The 18,062-nt window shown below is 34.2% G+C and carries 17 protein-coding genes; 10 read left to right on the plus strand and 7 right to left on the minus strand.

The genetic code is table 11. The annotated features are described in order from the left end of the window. A partial coding sequence (locus tag ACH2BV_RS11125) for a polysaccharide deacetylase family protein (RefSeq protein WP_395050801.1) occupies positions 1–725 on the plus strand: 725 nt, incomplete at its 5' end. 131 nt (positions 726–856) lie between these two features. Then, positions 857–3,097, plus strand: coding sequence for a cation:proton antiporter (locus ACH2BV_RS11130; RefSeq protein ID WP_395050802.1), 2,241 nt, complete (start codon positions 857–859; stop codon positions 3,095–3,097). 59 nt (positions 3,098–3,156) lie between these two features. Here the strand turns inward: ACH2BV_RS11130 and guaB are convergent, their stop codons facing one another. After that, the gene (gene guaB, locus ACH2BV_RS11135; protein WP_395050803.1) at positions 3,157–4,629 is read right to left on the minus strand and encodes an IMP dehydrogenase; all 1,473 of its coding nucleotides are present in this window, start codon (positions 4,627–4,629) and stop codon (positions 3,157–3,159) included. Between the two features lie 165 nt (positions 4,630–4,794). Here guaB and ACH2BV_RS11140 point away from each other — a divergent pair, with 165 nt between their 5' ends. Then, the gene (locus ACH2BV_RS11140; RefSeq protein ID WP_395050804.1) at positions 4,795–7,296 is read left to right on the plus strand and encodes a cation-translocating P-type ATPase; all 2,502 of its coding nucleotides are present in this window, start codon (positions 4,795–4,797) and stop codon (positions 7,294–7,296) included. Positions 7,297–7,305: 9 nt separating this feature from the next. On the opposite strand, the gene ACH2BV_RS11145 is transcribed toward ACH2BV_RS11140, so the two are convergent. The 4 genes from ACH2BV_RS11145 to ACH2BV_RS11160 are packed head-to-tail and all read right to left on the minus strand — an operon-like array spanning position 7,306 to position 11,209. Beyond that, entirely contained in the window at positions 7,306–8,697 is a 1,392-nt protein-coding gene (locus tag ACH2BV_RS11145) for a DUF5723 family protein (RefSeq protein ID WP_395050805.1), read from the minus strand. Further along, entirely contained in the window at positions 8,694–9,230 is a 537-nt protein-coding gene (locus tag ACH2BV_RS11150) for a hypothetical protein (RefSeq protein WP_395050806.1), read from the minus strand. Before ACH2BV_RS11150 ends, ACH2BV_RS11145 begins: the two co-directional genes overlap by 4 nt. A gap of 57 nt (positions 9,231–9,287) precedes the next feature. Beyond that, positions 9,288–10,151: a hydroxymethylglutaryl-CoA lyase gene (locus tag ACH2BV_RS11155; RefSeq protein WP_395050807.1), complete on the minus strand. Its 864-nt coding sequence runs from the start codon at positions 10,149–10,151 to the stop codon at positions 9,288–9,290. 38 nt (positions 10,152–10,189) lie between these two features. Further along, positions 10,190–11,209, minus strand: a complete 1,020-nt coding sequence (locus ACH2BV_RS11160; RefSeq protein ID WP_395050808.1) for a quinone-dependent dihydroorotate dehydrogenase — start codon at positions 11,207–11,209, stop codon at positions 10,190–10,192. Positions 11,210–11,711: 502 nt separating this feature from the next. Between ACH2BV_RS11160 and ACH2BV_RS11165 the strand changes: the two genes are divergently transcribed. From ACH2BV_RS11165 to ACH2BV_RS11190, 6 genes are all read left to right on the plus strand, one after another. Next, the gene (locus ACH2BV_RS11165; protein ID WP_395050809.1) at positions 11,712–12,293 is read left to right on the plus strand and encodes a YceI family protein; all 582 of its coding nucleotides are present in this window, start codon (positions 11,712–11,714) and stop codon (positions 12,291–12,293) included. Between the two features lie 53 nt (positions 12,294–12,346). Beyond that, a complete protein-coding gene (locus ACH2BV_RS11170; RefSeq protein WP_395050810.1) occupies positions 12,347–13,732 on the plus strand; it encodes a hypothetical protein in 1,386 nt (461 codons plus the stop codon). 73 nt (positions 13,733–13,805) lie between these two features. Then, positions 13,806–14,426 carry a YceI family protein gene (locus ACH2BV_RS11175; protein ID WP_395050811.1) on the plus strand — a complete coding sequence of 207 codons (621 nt, stop codon included), beginning with the start codon at positions 13,806–13,808 and terminating at the stop codon, positions 14,424–14,426. 134 nt (positions 14,427–14,560) lie between these two features. Next, complete coding sequence (gene prmA, locus ACH2BV_RS11180; RefSeq protein WP_395050812.1) at positions 14,561–15,394, plus strand: 50S ribosomal protein L11 methyltransferase; 834 nt, start codon at positions 14,561–14,563, stop codon at positions 15,392–15,394. Positions 15,395–15,411: 17 nt separating this feature from the next. Further along, complete coding sequence (locus ACH2BV_RS11185; protein WP_395050813.1) at positions 15,412–16,026, plus strand: class I SAM-dependent methyltransferase; 615 nt, start codon at positions 15,412–15,414, stop codon at positions 16,024–16,026. 41 nt (positions 16,027–16,067) lie between these two features. Then, positions 16,068–16,343, plus strand: coding sequence for an ATP-dependent Clp protease adaptor ClpS (locus ACH2BV_RS11190; protein ID WP_395050814.1), 276 nt, complete (start codon positions 16,068–16,070; stop codon positions 16,341–16,343). A 76-nt stretch (positions 16,344–16,419) separates the two neighbouring features. Here ACH2BV_RS11190 and ACH2BV_RS11195 read toward each other — a convergent pair whose 3' ends face one another. Together ACH2BV_RS11195 and ACH2BV_RS11200 are read right to left on the minus strand one after the other, a co-directional pair. Further along, positions 16,420–16,833, minus strand: coding sequence for a DUF6691 family protein (locus ACH2BV_RS11195; protein WP_395050815.1), 414 nt, complete (start codon positions 16,831–16,833; stop codon positions 16,420–16,422). A gap of 2 nt (positions 16,834–16,835) precedes the next feature. Next, on the minus strand, positions 16,836–17,393 hold the full coding sequence (locus ACH2BV_RS11200) for a YeeE/YedE family protein (protein ID WP_395050816.1): 558 nt from the start codon (positions 17,391–17,393) through the stop codon (positions 16,836–16,838). A gap of 152 nt (positions 17,394–17,545) precedes the next feature. Between ACH2BV_RS11200 and ACH2BV_RS11205 the strand changes: the two genes are divergently transcribed. Beyond that, a complete protein-coding gene (locus ACH2BV_RS11205; protein WP_395050817.1) occupies positions 17,546–18,001 on the plus strand; it encodes a 2-dehydro-3-deoxyphosphooctonate aldolase in 456 nt (151 codons plus the stop codon). Positions 18,002–18,062 lie beyond the last annotated feature (61 nt).

The following is an 18,062-nucleotide window of genomic DNA, read 5'->3' on the forward strand; positions in this document are numbered from 1 at the left end:
TTTTATTTTCGTGCGAAAAGGAAAAAACCAAACCTGAAATCAAGGTTTACAGAGCCGGAGTGATTTTGTCTTTTGACGATGCTTACGTTGATGAATGGTTTGATACAGATCAAAAATTGAAAAAGTATTCATGGAAGGCCACTTTTTGCGTGTGCAAAATAAACACCTTGCGCCATTACGAAATCAAGAAACTCCTTGAATTACAAAAGGAAGGACACGAAATAGCAGGCCACGGACTCCACCATTATCACGCTGAAAAATTTGTCAAAAAATATGGGATTAATGAATATTTTAAGCAGGAAATAAATCCAATGCTGAGTTTAATGCACTTTTATGGCTTTAAGGTTACTTCTTTTGTCTATCCTTATGGAGGAAGAAATAAAGAATTAGATGCCGCTTTATTAAACAAATTCAAGATCGTAAGAGGAAGAGCTTTTTGCGAAGAAGTCGCCTCAAAACAAGGCTGTTATTTCAATCATTCTAAAATGGTATACAGCTTCAGTATCGATGACACACACAATCACTTTAACATTCCCCATCTTCTGAAATTATTAGATTATGCTAAGAATAATGATAAAATTTTGATTCTGAATAGTCATAAAACGGTAGAAAATGTGACTGCAGATTATCAGACGAAAAATGCAACATTAGAACTCATATGCAAATACATCAAACGCAATAATATGAAGTTTTACACTTTATCCGACTTGGATAATTTAAAATAAGAACGATTTAACTACTTATAAATTCCCGTTGAAAAGAACAAAACTTCTTTCCAACGGGAATTTTTCTTTTGAAATAAAGATTTTTGTATCTTTCCCAAATAGCCAAAAAGGAAAACCTAAAATAAGCGTCTATGGATACAGCAGAAAAAGTAGCCGAAGTTTCCCTCCACTTAGAACCATTAATCAGCGATTTAGGGTTGATTCTTATGACCGCTGGAATTGCCGTTTTGATATTTAAAAAACTGAAACAACCTTTAGTTTTAGGGTATTTGATTGCAGGTTTTTTGGCTGGAAATCACTTTGCCTTTTTCCCGTCGGTAAATGAAATGAAAAGCGTAGAGGTCTGGGCCGAAATTGGCGTTATTTTTTTATTGTTTAGTCTAGGACTGGAATTTAGTTTCAAAAAATTAATGAAAGTTGGAGGAACAGCCTCTATTACTGCTAGTGTCCAAATTATAAGTATGTGCCTTTTGGGTTATTCTGTTGGCCAATGGATGGATTGGTCTAAAATGGATAGTATCTTTTTGGGAGTAATCATTTCCATCTCTTCTACCACAATTATTTTAAAATCATTTGATGAATTAGGCGTCAAGACCCAAAAATTTGCAGGAATTGTAATTGGCTCGCTAATCGTTCAGGATATACTAGCCATTTTGATGATGGTTTTATTATCAACTATTGCAGTGAGCAATCATTTTTCCGGAACTGACCTTTTATTTTCAGTATTAAAACTCGTATTTTTTCTTGTGATTTGGTTTTTGGGAGGGATTTTCATCATTCCAACAGTGCTCAAAAAAACCAAACATTTATTGACCGATGAGATGCTGCTTATCATTTCGTTAGCATTATGTCTGACAATGGTTGGTTTGGCTGCTAATGTAGGTTTTTCGCCTGCTTTGGGTGCATTTATAATGGGTTCCATCATTGCCGAAACTACCCAGGCAGAACACATCGAGCATCTGGTAAAACCTGTAAAAGATTTATTTGGTGCCGTATTTTTCGTGTCTGTTGGAATGCTGATCGACCCGGAAGCCTTGTATCAACACGCCATTCCTGTACTAATTCTCTCGTTTGTTACCATTTTTGGTCAATCCATTAGCTCGACATTTGGCGCATTAGTATCGGGGCAACCTTTAAAAGATTCCATAAGAACCGGAATGAGTTTATCACAAATTGGGGAATTCTCCTTTATCATAGCGACTTTGGGAGTAACCCTGAAAGCAACAAATACTTTTTTATATCCGATTGTAGTGGCTGTTTCGGCTGTAACCGTTTTTACGACACCGTTTATGATCAAATATTCGCTTCCTTTTTCAGAATATTTAATACTTAATTTACCTCGAAAATGGACCAAGCGAATTGAACGATATTCTGCCAGTACTCAAGCAATAAAAACGGTCAGTTTATGGCAAACGGTAATTAATGCCTATTTAATTCAGGTCGTGGCACTTGTTGCAATAATTCTTGCCATTATCTTGCTTTCCTCACGATATATATTGCCTTTAGTTGATGATTACCATGTAGGAAATGCTTTGGGAGCCTTGATAACATTGAGTATTATAGCTCCATTTTTGTGGGCACTTGCCTTTCGAAGAGTGGCTGCTGCGGAGGTGGAACAATTAATGGAAGACCGCAAATCTCGTGGCCCACTGACTATGTTGTTTTTTATACGGATTCTATTGTCTATTTTCTTTATTGGATTACTATTGAATACGTTCTTCTCCCCAAAAATCACTTTGATTGCTTTAATAATTGCCATCACGATTTATTTGCTTTTCCAAAAGAAACTCCATGTTCAATACCATAAAATCGAAAATCATTTTTTGGCCAATTTACACGGAAGGGAAATTGCCAAAGCCAAAAGAAGCCGAAGCGATTTAACCCCTTGGGATGGACATATGGCGGTTTTTGATATTGCTACAGAATCAAATATTGCCGGAAAATCTTTAAAAAATCTAAAACTAAGGGAGCAATTGGGCGTAAATATTGTATCCATCAAAAGAGGCGAAATCACGATTCATATTCCTCAAGCCAACGAGCGTATTTTTCCTGGTGATGAAGTTTGCGTTATTGGAACGGATGCCCAAGTACAGGAATTCAAGAAATATTTAGACCAGCACGAAATCGACATTTCACCAGAAATCAAGGAACCTGATATTGTGTTGCGTCAAATAGAATTAAAAAACCACACCTTTTTAGGCAAAAGCATCAAAGAATCAAAACTTCGCGAAAAAACAAAAGGAATGATTGTAGGTATCGAAAAAAGAGGGAAAAGAACCTTAAACCCTGAATCAAACGTAATTTTGGAAAAAGACGACATCTTGTGGATTGTGGGTGATAAAAAATTATTGGCGGATTTGGTTCACGAATAAACAAAAAAGGTGCAAGAAATGAATCTTGCACCTTTCTATTTTAAAAACTTGAATAATAATTATCTCGAATAATTCGGTGCTTCTTTAGTAATCGTCACATTATGAGGATGACTTTCAGTGATTCCGCTGGAAGTAATGCGAACAAAACGTCCTGTCTCCTGCAATGTCGGAACATCTTTGGAACCGCAATACCCCATTCCGGCACGAAGACCGCCAATGAATTGTTGCATACTTTCCTCCAATTCTCCTTTGTATGGCACACGACCCACGATTCCTTCGGGAACCAGTTTCTTCACATCGTCTTCCACGTCTTGGAAATAACGGTCTTTCGATCCGCCTTCCATCGCTTCAACAGAACCCATTCCTCTATACGATTTGAATTTTCTTCCTTCGAAAATAATGGTTTCTCCTGGAGATTCTTTGGTTCCTGCTAAAAGTGATCCTAACATTACACAATCGGCACCGGCAGCAATTGCTTTAGGAATATCTCCTGTGTACCGAATTCCACCATCGGCAATAACGGGAACTCCTGTTCCTTTTAAAGCCGCAGCAACTTCAAGCACTGCAGAAAATTGAGGAAAACCAACACCTGCAATAACACGTGTGGTACAAATAGAACCAGGTCCAATTCCAACTTTTACGCCATCTGCCCCATTTTCTACAAGAAATTTGGCAGCTTCTGGTGTGGCAATGTTTCCTACGATAACATCTATTTTTGGAAATTTAGCTTTTATATCTTTCAACACATTGACCACTCCCTGAGTATGACCGTGAGCTGTATCAATGATTATGGCATCAACGCCAGCTTGTATCAAAGCAGTAGCTCTTTCTAGAGCATCGGCGGTAACACCTATGGCTGCTGCAACACACAAACGACCATAAACGTCTTTATTGGCATTGGGTTTTTGTGTTAATTTGGTAATATCCCTAAAAGTGATTAGACCTACTAGTTTATTTTCGGCATTCACTACCGGAAGTTTCTCAATTTTGTATCCTTGGAGAACTACTTCGGCTTGACCTAGAGAAGTTCCCTCGGCAACAGTAACCAAGTTTTCACTTGTCATTACTTCGATAATGGGTCTGGCATTATTATTTTCGAAACGCAAATCACGATTTGTAACAATTCCTTTAAGGACTCTGTTTTCGTCAACAATTGGAATACCACCAATCCCAAATTCTTTCATTGCTTTTTTGGCATCGGCAACGATAGAATTTAATGGCAAAGTCACCGGATCGATAATCATTCCTGATTCAGCACGTTTCACTTTTCTAACCTTAGCTGCTTGTTGCTCAATAGTCATATTCTTGTGCAAAACGCCAATCCCTCCTTCTTGTGCCATTGCAATTGCCATAGCGCTTTCTGTAACGGTATCCATAGCGGCCGATACAATTGGAACATTAAGTGATATGTTTCTGGAGAATTTTGATTTGATACTCACTTCGCGAGGAAGTACATTGGAAAAATTAGGTACTAATAATACATCATCGTAAGTTAGACCTTCGCCGATAATCTTTGAGTTGTGTGCTATCATTGCAATTTGAAGTTGTAGTTAAATTGCGTGCAAATATAGTTAATCTTAAGCAAAACAACATCATACTTAAATTATAAATGATTAAATTGCAGTTCAAACAATTTCTGTTTTATCAAACACTCTTAAATTGTTTTTAAAAATACAAAACCTACTTAACTTTTTCCAATGGAAAAATTAAAACAATCATTACAAGGGCTTTCTAACGAAGAAGTGATTCAGTCAAGAAAAAAAAACGGTTCTAATTCGCTGGAACATCAGGACAAAAACCATTTTCTTGTTTCGTTGCTTGAGATGATAAAAGAACCCATGTTTTTACTTCTATTATTAGCAACCAGCATTTATTTCATTACCGGAGAATACAGCAACGGAATTTTTATGTTGGCAGCAATTGTTTTAGTTTCTGCTATTTCGCTCTTTCAGGAATCGAAAAGTAGAAATGCTATTGAAGAACTAAAAAAATTATCACAACCCAAAAGTAAAGTCATCCGAAACGGTGATATCATAGAAATTCCAAGTGAAGAAATTGTTCTGGGTGATCTCATTCAAACAGAAGAAGGTACTTTTATTCCAGCCGATGGAATTATAATTCAATCCAATGATTTTTCGGTAAACGAATCCATTTTAACGGGAGAATCGCTTTCGGTATTTAAAAATGAAAAATCCGAAATAAATCAAATATTTCAAGGAACGATAGCAGCAAGTGGTTTAGCCATTTGCGAAGTTACTGCCATTGGCAACCAAACCCAATTGGGAAAAATTGGAAAAAGTATAGAATCAATTGAGGAAGAAAAAACACCTTTACAACTTCAAATTGGAAATTTTGTAAAAAAATTATCCCTCGTGGGTTTGATTATTTTCGGGATTGTATGGGCTGTAAATTTTTATAATTCTAGATTAATATTAAACAGTTTACTCAAAGCGCTTACCTTGGCAATGAGCATAATCCCTGAGGAAATCCCAGTAGCTTTTACCACCTTTATGGCTTTGGGAGCATGGCGATTGATGAAAATGGGGATTATTGTAAAGCAGACTAAAACCGTAGAAACCCTAGGTAGTGCAACCGTAATTTGCACTGATAAAACGGGAACCATTACGGAAAACAAAATGAGTTTGGCTCAATTGTATCTGTTTTCCTCAAATGAAATAGTAGATCCAAAAGAAAAATTTAATACTGAAGAACAGGAATTGCTTACTATTTCTATGTGGGCCAGCGAACCCATTCCGTTTGATGGCATGGAAATCGCTCTCCACGAAGCTTATTCGAAATTGGATATTGATGATGACCGACCACATTTTAAATTAATTCACGAATATCCTTTGGGTGGAAATCCTCCTATGATGACGCATATTTTTGGAAACCAAAAAGGAACCAAAATTATTGCTGCCAAAGGCGCAGCAGAAGCTATAATCGCTTGCTGTAAACTTTGTGAAGTAGAAATTCTACAAATCAACAAAGCCATTGAATCGATGTCTAAAGAAGGTTTTCGCGTATTGGGAGTAGGTATTTCTGAATTTTCAGGAGATAATTATCCAAAAACACAACAGGAATTCTCTTTTAAATTCAAGGGATTAGTCGCCTTTTATGATCCGCCAAAGGAGAATATCAATAAAGTATTCGATACTTTTTACAAGGCTGGTATTCAAGTAAAAATAGTAACGGGAGACAATGCCGCAACTACCTCAACCATTGCCAAACAAATTGACTTTAAAAATCCTGAAAACACTTTGAATGGTGATGAATTAATGACAATGAATGAAGCCACCTTGAAACAAAAAGTAATGGAAACCACAATTTTCTCCAGAATGTTTCCTGAAGCCAAACTCAAAATCATTCAGGCTTTGAAAGCAAATAACCAAATTGTGGCAATGACCGGGGACGGTGTGAATGATGGACCGGCTTTGAAATCGGCACACATTGGGATTGCGATGGGCAAAAAAGGGTCTGAAATTGCCAAACAAGCAGCAAACCTCATCCTGATTGAAGATGATTTAGCAAAAATGAGCGATGCAATAGCAATGGGTAGAAAAATCTACATTAACCTGAAGAAAGCTATACAATACATTATTTCAATTCATATTCCAATTGTTATGATAGTGTTTTTTCCATTGGTTTTGGGATGGATTTATCCCAATATATTTTCGCCGGTACATATTATTTTTCTCGAGATCATTATGGGTCCAACATGTTCCATAATTTATGAAAATGAACCCATGGAATCTAATTTGATGCTGCAAAAACCACGACCGCTTACTACTACTTTTTTTAATCTGAAAGAAATAACAATCAGTATTATTCAAGGATTGGTAATCACACTTGGGCTTTTATTTGTCTACCAATATTGCATTAGAGAAAATTGCACGGAAAACGTTACCCGAACAATCGTTTTTCTGACTTTAATTACTTCGAATATTTTCTTGACATTGGCCAATCGCTCTTTCTATTATTCAATATTGAAAACCATAACATACAAAAATAATTTGGTTTTGATAATCATTGGAATAACTGTCTTGACTACAAGTTCACTGCTATTTGTGCCTGTATTCTCACATTTCTTTATGTTTGAAACTGTTTCGACTATGCAAATAGGAATGAGTATTTTAGTGGGATTTGTTTCTGTATTTTGGATAGAAATTTATAAAGTATTCAAGCGAAGAAATCAAAAATAGATGCTTTATTTAATCAGGCGTGTTTTTATCCGGAAAAATAATGTTGAGTCCCAATTGGAACGACAAACTATTGGCTTTAGAAACATCTCGATATTCCAAAAGATTGTCGGCAAGGAGATAAAAATTGACTTTACCCATTGTGGTTGATATTCCCAAACCAATGTTTTTGGCCGAAAAAGAATCTATGGTGTACGTTGCTTTCATCTCCAATGAATCGAAAATTTGTCTTCTGTAATACGTTGTCAAAGCCATAAGAGGAGTTCGTGGTGTGGACATTAAAAACAATTGCGCACCAACGGAATTTCTATATTTAATTTCATTGCCTTCACAATTACATTCCGAATTTCTGCCATCACCAAAAGAATATTGGATTGAAGAATTGAACTTTAGAGGTCGCCAAGTTGTATATTTTACACTCAAAGTATCTAAAGATACTGCGTCCTTAAATCCCTGTAATAAGTCATCATTTGAGTTTCCTAGAATGAAATCAGGTGTTAGACCTACATATTTATAATATCCTTTAAAACTATAACTCCTTACTTCACTAGTGTGATTTATAAACCCAATATCAACTAAACTAGCCGTAAATTGAAGGTTTTTTTTGGGATAATAAGTAAGTCCCAAATCAACTCCCAATCCCAGATTTCCTCCAAAAAATGTCTTTTTGATAATATCACTTTTTACATTTCCAGAATAATTATCAGTATAGTTTGTAAACCCCGAAGTATTGACCAAAAGGTTTGAAGAAATAACCTGATCATAAAAAGAATTAGTACCAGGAATAGTATAAAAATATCCGGAATTTTTAGTTGAAGAAACATTAAAAATACTGGAATAAATCTTTCCGCGAACACCAAAAATTAAATTTTCATTTACATTTTTATGATATCCAATATGGAAAACCGAAAGCAATTCACCTCTTGCATTCAAATCTCCTAAATCAAAAACTTTTCCCAAATAATCCTTATTCCCGTCCAAAGCCAATATTGCAAAATCTTTTGGCATATAAGTCAAAACATCAAGTTCTTGATACATTCCAAAAGAGATATATGAGTTTTCCTGCCAGTCACCAAGCTTAAAACCACCGCTAAAAATTTCTAGTTGTTCATTTATGGAAACCTTGTCATTTCTTGAAGTTGAAAACACGACATTCCTTAATTTAGTATTAAAGTCCACTCCATTATTGGCAAAAAGGTCATAAGCCGAAAAACTACTGGAACCCATATTTGCTGAAAAACCGGATAACAATGGAAAGCCAACAAACCAATTGTATTTAACATCTGAACCCGGATTACTCAACATAGATTGAGGTACTGAAGTGAAGTTGTACAAAATTTGTTTGTTTTGAGAAAAGCAACTAAATGCTCCCAATAGTATAATAATAAAGTTTAATTTTCTCATTCCAATACTAAATAAACTGTGGCACTAGAACGCAATTTTAAACTTCCTAAACTATTTTCATCTATTGCCGAACCTGGCAACATTGTAATAATAAAAGCAATTTTGGTAGTATTTTTCAATAAGTCAAGTTTGGCGTTTTCAAACACTTCCGTTTTTGTAACTATGTTTTGAAATCCCGCATATGATGGCACATTAAAAAGAATTGAATAAAGTGACGAATTATTGGCATTGAGAAAAACCAAATTAATCTTATAAGCCCTGTTTATAGTATTGTTTATTTCAAAAAAGAAATCAGCTCTTGTCAGGCTATTATTGAAATAAGAATCTTTGAAAACATTAAAATCGAGCAAATCACCTGATATAGTTTGCTCCAATCCACCTATAACAAATTGATTTGCCTGAACATCAAAAGTAGCTAAATTTCCAATGATAATGGGTTCTAGTTTCAAGTCATTAACTTGATTAAAGTCTAAATCGCTGGAACACGAAAAAGACAAAACAGAAAGAATCAATATTGATAAAAATTTATTCATTTTTCAAGGACTTGGGCAAGTATAGTTCAAACGAAGGTATTCGAATTTTAGTATTATCTAATGAAAAGCAGTAAATAATTTTGAAGCTTCATTGTAACTGCTTTCAAAACTCATTGCACTAATATTGGTATTTTCTTTTTTGGAAGTAAAATAAGAAACTAATTTCTCTGTAGGCATATTTCCCGTTAAAACATCTCTCGCCATTGGGCATCCACCAAAACCTTGAATAGCACCGTCAAAACGACGGCATCCTGAATTATAGGCTGCATCAATTTTCTCAAACCATTTATCTGGCGTGGTATGTAAATGGGCACCAAATTCAATCTTTGGATATTTTGGAATCAAATGCGAAAACAAATACTGAATCACATCTGGTGTTGAACTGCCAACAGTATCCGAAAGTGAAAGAATTTTTACACCCATATTTGATAATTTTTCTGTCCATTCTCCCACAATTTCGATACTCCACGGATCACCATAAGGATTCCCGAATCCCATCGAAAGATAAGCCACGACTTCTTTATTGTTTTTATCGGCAATTTCCAGGATTTCCTGCAAGGTTACTATTGATTCGGCAATGGTTTTGTGTGTATTCCGCATTTGGAAATTCTCGGAAATCGAAAATGGAAAACCTAAATATTGAATAGGTTGGTGTTGCGAAGCGGCTATTGCACCTTGGGTATTAGCAATAATGGCCAATAATTTACTTTGGGTTTGCGAAAGATCAAGTTGTGCCAAAACTTCGGCAGTATCCTGCATTTGCGGAATTGCTTTTGGAGAAACAAAACTCCCAAAATCTATAGTATCAAAACCCACTCGAAGCAACGACTGAATATAAGTCACTTTAATTGCCGTAGGAATAAATGTTTTTATTCCTTGCATTGCATCACGCGGACATTCTATAATTTTTATTGCTCCCATAGAAGCCCAAATATAAGAAAGTTTAAAGTCTTATTAGTTTAAAGTTTTTTTAAAATTGCTTTATTAATTTCCTTAATCAATCCCGGTCCTTCATAGATAAAACCAGTGTAAATTTGAATTAAACTAGCTCCTGCTTCGAATTTCTCTATTGCATCTTCTGCTGTATGGATTCCTCCTACACCAATTATCGGGAATGCTTTATTGCTCTTTTCGGAAAGAAAACGGATGACTTCTGTAGAACGATTTCGCAGAGGTTTTCCTGACATTCCACCCGTTTCAACTTTGTTTCCGGATTGCAATCCTTCACGTGATAAAGTAGTATTGGTGGCAATAACACCTGCAATATTGGTTTCTTTTACAATATCAATAATGTCTAGCAATTGCGAATCGGTCAAATCAGGAGCAATTTTCAACAAAATGGGTTTTTGCTTTGGCTTGGTCAAATTCTGGTTTTGCAAAGTTTGCAATAATTGTTTCAACGGCTCTTTTTCTTGTAATTCCCTAAGATTAGGTGTGTTTGGCGAACTCACATTGACCACAAAATAATTGACATAATCATATAAAGCATCAAAGCAAATCAAGTAATCCTCAACTGCATTTTCGTTTGGAGTTACTTTATTTTTACCAATATTTCCACCAATAAGAACACCTTTATTTTTCTTCAATCGTTTGACTGCTTCTTGAACTCCTCCGTTATTGAAACCCATACGGTTAATAAGGGCATTGTCTTCTTTAAGACGAAATATACGTTTTTTAGGATTGCCTTCTTGCCCTTTTGGCGTAATGGTTCCTATCTCGATAAATCCAAAACCAAAATTAGACAATTCATTGTACAAAGAGGCATCTTTATCCATACCAGCTGCCAATCCAACAGGGTTTTTGAACTTCAAACCAAAAACTTCGGTTTCCAGTCGTTTGTCATCGACAACATATAATGCTCTAAAAAGCGATGGCATTCCTGGTATTTTGGATAAATTTCGAATTAATGAAAAAGTAAAATAATGCACTTTTTCAGGATCAAAACAGAAAAAAAGTGGACGAATAATTTGTTTGTACATAACGGAGTGTGTTGTGATGCAAAAGTAAAATTATCTATCAGATTTTGTAAATTTTTAGATATAAATTTATAAAAATCACCTAATTGGCTAAGAAAACGTTGTAGTTTGATTATAAATATTAAGCTAAAATTAAGTTTTTCCTAATAATAAGTCATTATTTAAATTTGAGGTAAACAAGGTCCATTCTACAAATGCTACTGCAATAACATTCTCTATATCAAGATCTTTAACAAAAAGACAAAAATATCTTTCAAAAAAAGGATTGCTGTTGCATTGCGAATATTTTAAGTAATTTATTAATTTATTAAATATACATCAAAAATGCATGTGTAATTTCAATAAATTACTATAATATGATAATTGTCATTTTAACTCTCGACGTATCGAAATATCTTTGTACAAGAAAAAAGTTACATATTTTTAACAGCAAATTCACAGAATTTACGGAATGAAAAAGTAACCAAAAAAAATTAAGCCTCATTAATAATTAAATACAAACAAAATGACTACATCAAAATTTTCAAGATCTTTTATGATCCTTCTTATAAGTATCATATTATCAACTCCTAGTATTCTAAAAGCTCAAAGCTGTCCAATTATACCGCTCATTGCTTCAATTAATGTGCACGGAACATCAAATGTGCACGATTGGGATATGAAACCAACCAAAGTTACTGGAGAATTAGGATTAAACGGTTCTAAACAAATTAATGCCGTACTTATAAAAATCGAAGTTAAATCGTTAAAAAGTGGAAACGGGATTATGGATGGCAAAACTTATGATGCCTTTGATTTCAAAAAAAATCCTTACGTAGTTTTTCAGTTGACAGAAATGACACAATCAAAACTATCCGAAAACGATTCTGAAATCACATTAAACGGTAATCTATCCTTTGCTGGAGTAACAAGAAAAATCAGCATTAAAACTATTGGAAAAATTACAAAATCAGGAGATTACCAACTTAAAGGAAGTGTTCCATTAAAAATGACTGATTTCAAAATGAAACCACCTACAGCTATGTTAGGTACAATGAAAACAGGTGACGCAGTTACGATTAAATTTGACGTGACTTTCAAAAGATAATATCAATAAGTAATCAATAAACTAAATATAATAAACAACTAATTTTAATCAAAATGAAAAAAACAATTCTTTTACTAGTCGCTGCTATAGGTTTAGGCAGCATTACAAATGCTCAAACTTCTTTTGGACATATACAAAACCAAATTTCCCGTGATAAAAACGGCATAAATGTATTCGATGTTAAAAAAGACAGTACAGAATTTAAAGGTCTTAGTATAGACTTAGGTGGTGCATTCAATATGGATTACCAAGCAATAAATTCGTTCAATGACCAACCTGCAACTTTTGCTCTACCTTCAAAAATCGTTGGATATAAATTAATGAATCTTGAAAACAATTTTAACCTTCCTGCAGCTGATATGACTATTGGAGCTCAGTTGTTTGACGGTGTAAGAGTAAATCTAGATATTTACTTAGCTTCAAGACACCACAATGAAACCTATGCAAGAGGTGGATATTTACAACTTGACAAGTTAGATTTCATCAAGAAAGACTTCCTTGCTGGAATAATGAAATATTCTACCATCAAAATAGGTCAAATGGAGAACAATTTTGGGGATGCTCACTTTAGAGCCTCTGACAATGGTAGCACAATGAGAAATGCGTTTGTTGGAAACAACATTATGCATTCATTTACTACTGATTTAGGTATGGAAATTTACTATAACAGAAGCGGATTAGTAAGTATGTTAGGTGTTACTAATGGAAATTTGAATCAAGGTGTTCAAGAAGTTGTTTATACAGCTGGTCCAAATGCAAATACAGTAGTTAGTCCAACAATCTTGGCTAAATTAGGTTATGACAAACAAATCAACCAAGATTTGAGAGTAAGACTTACAGGTTCATATTACCATAATGCAAACTTAGGTAACTCAAACTTATACTCTTCTAATAGATCAGGATTTGGCTTTGCAGGTGTATTGAACAATAACGCTTATACTAATAATGGAGTTGCTGTTCCTCTTAACTACAACAAAACCTCAACACCAGAAGGAACATTCAACCCTGGTTTCAAAAACTGGGCTACTTCACTTATGTTCAACCCATTTGTAAAATACAAAGGTTTTGAATTCTTTGGAACTATCGAATTAGCTTCAGGAGGAGATAAAGCAGGTGTTGACGCAAAACGTACTGTTAACCAATATGCCGGTGACGTTGTTTACAGATTTGGAAAAACACAACAATTCTACATAGCAGGAAAATACAATACTGTTTCTGGAAAACTATCTAATGCAGATGCGAAAAAAGTTACAGTAGATAGAGTTGAATCAAGCATTGGTTGGTTTATGACTAAAAACATTTTGGCTAAACTAGATTATGTTAGTCAAAACTATAAAGATTACACACAATTTGCAGGAAACGTACCTACTGGAAATGCAAACAACTTTTATGGTGGTAATTTCAAAGGTTTAGTATTTGAAGCTACTATTAGTTTCTAGTTGATTTTTGTTAGAAACTGGCAAGACTAGTGCTTGCCAGTTTTAATTTAAAAATGCTATTATTTTTTGTATTATGAAAAAGCTAATTAGTTTACTGGCATTAAGTTTCATAATTTCTCTATCTGCAAAAGCGCAAAGTTTAGTTTCTGCAGAAATACAAAAAAACAGTTCATTGACCATCAATGGATCAACAAATATTTTGTCTTTCAAAATATATCAAAATGGGGACCAACTCTCCAGAAGCAAGTTGTCAGTGGTAACGACACAAAAACAAAACAAAATATTTGTAAGCCAAAACAAACTTTCGGTAGTGGTCAAAAACTTTGTTTCTAACAATGCCATGGCTTTAAAAGACTTTTTAAAGTTATTGAAATCGGACACCTACCCTGTCCTACAAGTTCAACTTAATTATTTAGACTTACAACCACTCTCCGATAAAGGAAAAACATATAACGGAGTAGCATTAATCAACATCACAATTACTGGCAAAACAAGACATTATTCCATTCCGATTACATTTGTTAGCAATGGCGATGTATATACCATAAATGGCAGCAAAAAATTGAGCATACAGGATTTTGGACTAACTCCTGAAACCAAAATGATGGGAATGATAAAAGTAAGCGAATGGATAGACATCGATTTTCATATCATTTGCAAAATAGCGAACGAGGGTGAATTAGCAGAACTATAAATCGGGGATTCATTAAAATTAAATTTTTTCGGTTCATTGGTTCCCAAAATAGGGTTGATAGGATTCAATCCTATTTTTTTGTTTTACACTAATCGATAAAAAGAGAAATACTACCTTTGCAAAAAATAATTTTTATGTCAAATATATATTTAGGCTATCATTTCACGGTTGAACCAAAAGAACTAGGTTCTGAAATCCTGATTGCTGAACTGGGTGAACTTCCTTTCGAAAGTTTTATCGACAGTGATTTGGGCATTGTCGCTTACATTCAAAGAGACCTTTGGACAGAAGGAATTCTTGATGATTTATTCATATTGAAATCGCCTGAATTTACCATTTCTTACAAAGTAGAAGAAATAGATCAAGTCAATTGGAACGAAGAATGGGAAAAGAATTTTGAACCTATCGATGTAGATGGAAATTGCCATGTTCGCGCTCCTTTTCATCCAAAAACTGATGCTGAATTTGATATTGTTATAGAGCCTAAAATGAGTTTTGGAACGGGTCATCACGAAACTACCCATATGATGATTCAGCATTTATTAGAAATGGATGTTACAGGAATGAAAACTTTGGATATGGGTTGCGGAACAGCAATTTTGGCAATCTTGGCCGAAATGAAAGGCGCACAACCTACTGATGCCATTGACATTGACAACTGGTGTTATTTGAATTCCATTGAAAATGCCGAACGCAACAATTGCAAGCATATTTCAGTTTATGAAGGGGACGCTGCCTTATTGAAAGACAAAAAATATGATTTGGTCATTGCTAATATCAACAGAAATATTTTGTTGAACGATATGCAAAGTTATGTGGATTGCTTAAATCCAAAAGGAACCTTACTATTAAGCGGTTTTTACGAAGAAGACATTCCATTTATCGATGCTTCTTGCACCGAAAAAGGACTAACATATGTTAAAAAGTTCGAAAGAAATAATTGGGTATCCCTAAAATATGTAAATTAGTATTCAAAATTATAAAAATGGAAATCGACAGGAAAAATCATTGGGAAACGGTCTACGAAACCAAACAACCCAACGAAGTAAGCTGGACACAGGAAAATCCAAAAACTTCGCTTGATTTTATTAGTGAAACTCATTTAGGAAAGTCAGCAAAAATTATTGATGTTGGCGGTGGTGACAGCAAATTAGTTGATTTTTTATTGGAAGAAGGATATGAAAACATAACAGTTTTGGATATTTCTTCCAAAGCATTGAAAAGAGCCCAAAAAAGGCTTGGTAAAAATGCCGATAAAGTAAGCTGGATTGTATCTGATGTAACTGAATTTAAACCGGAAACTTCTTATGACATTTGGCATGACCGAGCCACATTTCATTTTTTGACAATGCCGGAACAAATAAAAAAGTATATCGAAATCACTGAAAAATGGGTTACTGATTTTCTGATAGTAGGTGCTTTTTCAGAAAACGGACCCAAAAAATGTAGCGGTTTGGAAATTAAACAGTACTCGGAAATGGAGATGGAAAATCAATTTTCAAAAAGTTTCAAGAAATTAAAATGCATTGCTGAAGATCATATAACACCTTTTGAAACTACACAAAATTTTACATTTTGTGTTTTTGAAAAAATTAAATAGAACTATCTGTATTTTTATTTAAACCTACAAATTATCTAAAAATGAGTACAAAAGAAAAAGTAAGAGAAAAAGTTAGCTTAAAACAAGCTACATCCATAAACAACGAAATTATAGTTTTTAATGATGATGTAAACACTTTTGACCACGTAATTGACACCTTAATTCGGGTTTGCGAACACACTCCCGAACAAGCGGAACAATGCTCATTGATTGTGCATTATAATGGAAAATGCACCGTAAAAACTGGCATTTTAGAAAAACTAAAACCACAATGCACTCAATTACTCGAAGCAGGTTTAAGTGCCGAAATAGTGTAATTTTTTTAAGTTCAACTCAACAAAAAAAGCATTTTCTTTTTTAGAAAATGCTTTTTTTATTTCAATTTATCATATTTTAATGCGGTAATTTATCTTTAAACAAACCGTATAAGAAAGTTCCGAAAAGCGCTCCAAAAAGCACCAATATCATTGGTAAAAATCCTGCTCCAATTAATATAAATATAGGTCCGGGACAAGAACCAACTAATGCCCAACCCAATCCAAAGAAAATCCCGCCAACCCAAAACCGAGTGGAACCGGGTTCTTTGTCAATAATTTCTATTGGCAATCCTTTAATATCTTTAATGTTTTTTCTTTTTATTATTTGAATTCCCACAACTCCTGTGGCAATGGCAACCATAATTATTCCGTACATATGAAACGACTGAAATTCAAACATTTCATAGATTCGGTACCAAGAAACAGCTTCAGATTTTGTTAAAACAATCCCGAAAACAAACCCGACAAGTATGTATTTTAATGCATTCATAACTAAAAAATTAAGGGAAAAATAAAATGAACCATAATCAGTCCTCCAATAAAAAACCCAATCACGGCTTTTAAAGAAGGTAACTGAAAACTACTTAAACCATAAATAGCGTGACCTGATGTACATCCGCTTGCATAACGGGTTCCGAAACCTATCAAAATACCTCCGATTGTCAATATTAAAATGTTTTTAGGAGATTGAAAAATAGCATTTCCAAATAAAGCGTCGGGTAATAATTTCCCATTTGGAGCATCGATACCAAGTTGAGCAAGCTGTGCAATAGTTTTTGGGTTGATAGCAACATTTGAAGCATCGCTCATAAAATGAACTGCAACAAAACCACCAAACATTGCACCTAAAACGACCAATAAATTCCAACGTTGCGCTTTCCAATCAAAATCAAAAAACCCTACTTTTTTTCCCAATCCTGTCATAGCACATAGGGAACGTAGGTTAGTTGACATGCCAAAAGTTTTCCCAAAATAAATCAGGCTAAGCATCACCATTCCTATCAAAAAACCTGAAACATACCAAGGCCAGGTTTGAAAAATAAAATCCATAGTATTTCTTTTATTTGGCGAAAATAATAATTCTAATTTTATAAAGTAGAATTATTAAAGCATAATTGTTGTTTATCGCAGCAATACAGTTTAAATTTGTTATTAAATTACATTGAGGATCTTTTACAATAAAGATTCTAAAAACCATAATTATGAAAAAAATAGCACTATTTATCGCACTACTATCCATTTTCACTTCTTGTACGAGCACTCAATCTACTTTAAAAAACGTAGATGACAATGCTCCAACTCCAACATTGGGAAGTAACAATGCATTTATTATAACAGAATTCAGCAAAGACAAAAAATACGGTTACAATACAGATTATCCCATTAATATATTTTATTATGGTGGTACCAATAACGGAACTATTAACCAAGAGCGTTTTTTGAATGCTTTGGCTGGACCAAATGGAGAAAAAATCAACTACACAAAATTAGAAAGTTGCTGTCCCTTTCCAACAAAAAGAAGCGAAATGGGTGCTGGTTTTCTCGATGTTTACCAATTAAGATGGGAAGGTCTAAGAAATCCAGTAACACTTTATTTGAATATTTACGAAAAAGGAGTCCTGATGGTTCCTGTCGGCCTTAGCCTGAAGAAAAATTAATTCTAAATCGTAAATCGTAAATCACAAATCCTAACTATCTTTGCACTTTCAAAAATCACAC

This window comes from Flavobacterium sp. (genome assembly GCF_043780635.1).
In the GTDB taxonomy this organism is placed as follows: Bacteria; Bacteroidota; Bacteroidia; order Flavobacteriales; family Flavobacteriaceae; genus Flavobacterium.

Bases quoted from the DNA above. Each gene is read 5' to 3' on its own strand.
- ACH2BV_RS11130 (WP_395050802.1), top strand. From the start codon at position 857: ATGGATACAGCAGAAAAAGTAGCCGAAGTTTCCCTCCACTTAGAACCA.
- guaB (WP_395050803.1), bottom strand. From the start codon at position 4,629: ATGATAGCACACAACTCAAAGATTATCGGCGAAGGTCTAACTTACGAT.
- ACH2BV_RS11205 (WP_395050817.1), top strand. From the start codon at position 17,546: ATGAAAAAAATAGCACTATTTATCGCACTACTATCCATTTTCACTTCT.
- ACH2BV_RS11155 (WP_395050807.1), bottom strand. From the start codon at position 10,151: ATGGGAGCAATAAAAATTATAGAATGTCCGCGTGATGCAATGCAAGGA.
- ACH2BV_RS11165 (WP_395050809.1), top strand. From the start codon at position 11,712: ATGACTACATCAAAATTTTCAAGATCTTTTATGATCCTTCTTATAAGT.
- ACH2BV_RS11200 (WP_395050816.1), bottom strand. From the start codon at position 17,393: ATGGATTTTATTTTTCAAACCTGGCCTTGGTATGTTTCAGGTTTTTTG.
- ACH2BV_RS11185 (WP_395050813.1), top strand. From the start codon at position 15,412: ATGGAAATCGACAGGAAAAATCATTGGGAAACGGTCTACGAAACCAAA.
- ACH2BV_RS11150 (WP_395050806.1), bottom strand. From the start codon at position 9,230: ATGAATAAATTTTTATCAATATTGATTCTTTCTGTTTTGTCTTTTTCG.
- ACH2BV_RS11145 (WP_395050805.1), bottom strand. From the start codon at position 8,697: ATGAGAAAATTAAACTTTATTATTATACTATTGGGAGCATTTAGTTGC.
- ACH2BV_RS11195 (WP_395050815.1), bottom strand. From the start codon at position 16,833: ATGAATGCATTAAAATACATACTTGTCGGGTTTGTTTTCGGGATTGTT.
- ACH2BV_RS11175 (WP_395050811.1), top strand. From the start codon at position 13,806: ATGAAAAAGCTAATTAGTTTACTGGCATTAAGTTTCATAATTTCTCTA.
- prmA (WP_395050812.1), top strand. From the start codon at position 14,561: ATGTCAAATATATATTTAGGCTATCATTTCACGGTTGAACCAAAAGAA.
- ACH2BV_RS11170 (WP_395050810.1), top strand. From the start codon at position 12,347: ATGAAAAAAACAATTCTTTTACTAGTCGCTGCTATAGGTTTAGGCAGC.
- ACH2BV_RS11140 (WP_395050804.1), top strand. From the start codon at position 4,795: ATGGAAAAATTAAAACAATCATTACAAGGGCTTTCTAACGAAGAAGTG.
- ACH2BV_RS11160 (WP_395050808.1), bottom strand. From the start codon at position 11,209: ATGTACAAACAAATTATTCGTCCACTTTTTTTCTGTTTTGATCCTGAA.
- ACH2BV_RS11190 (WP_395050814.1), top strand. From the start codon at position 16,068: ATGAGTACAAAAGAAAAAGTAAGAGAAAAAGTTAGCTTAAAACAAGCT.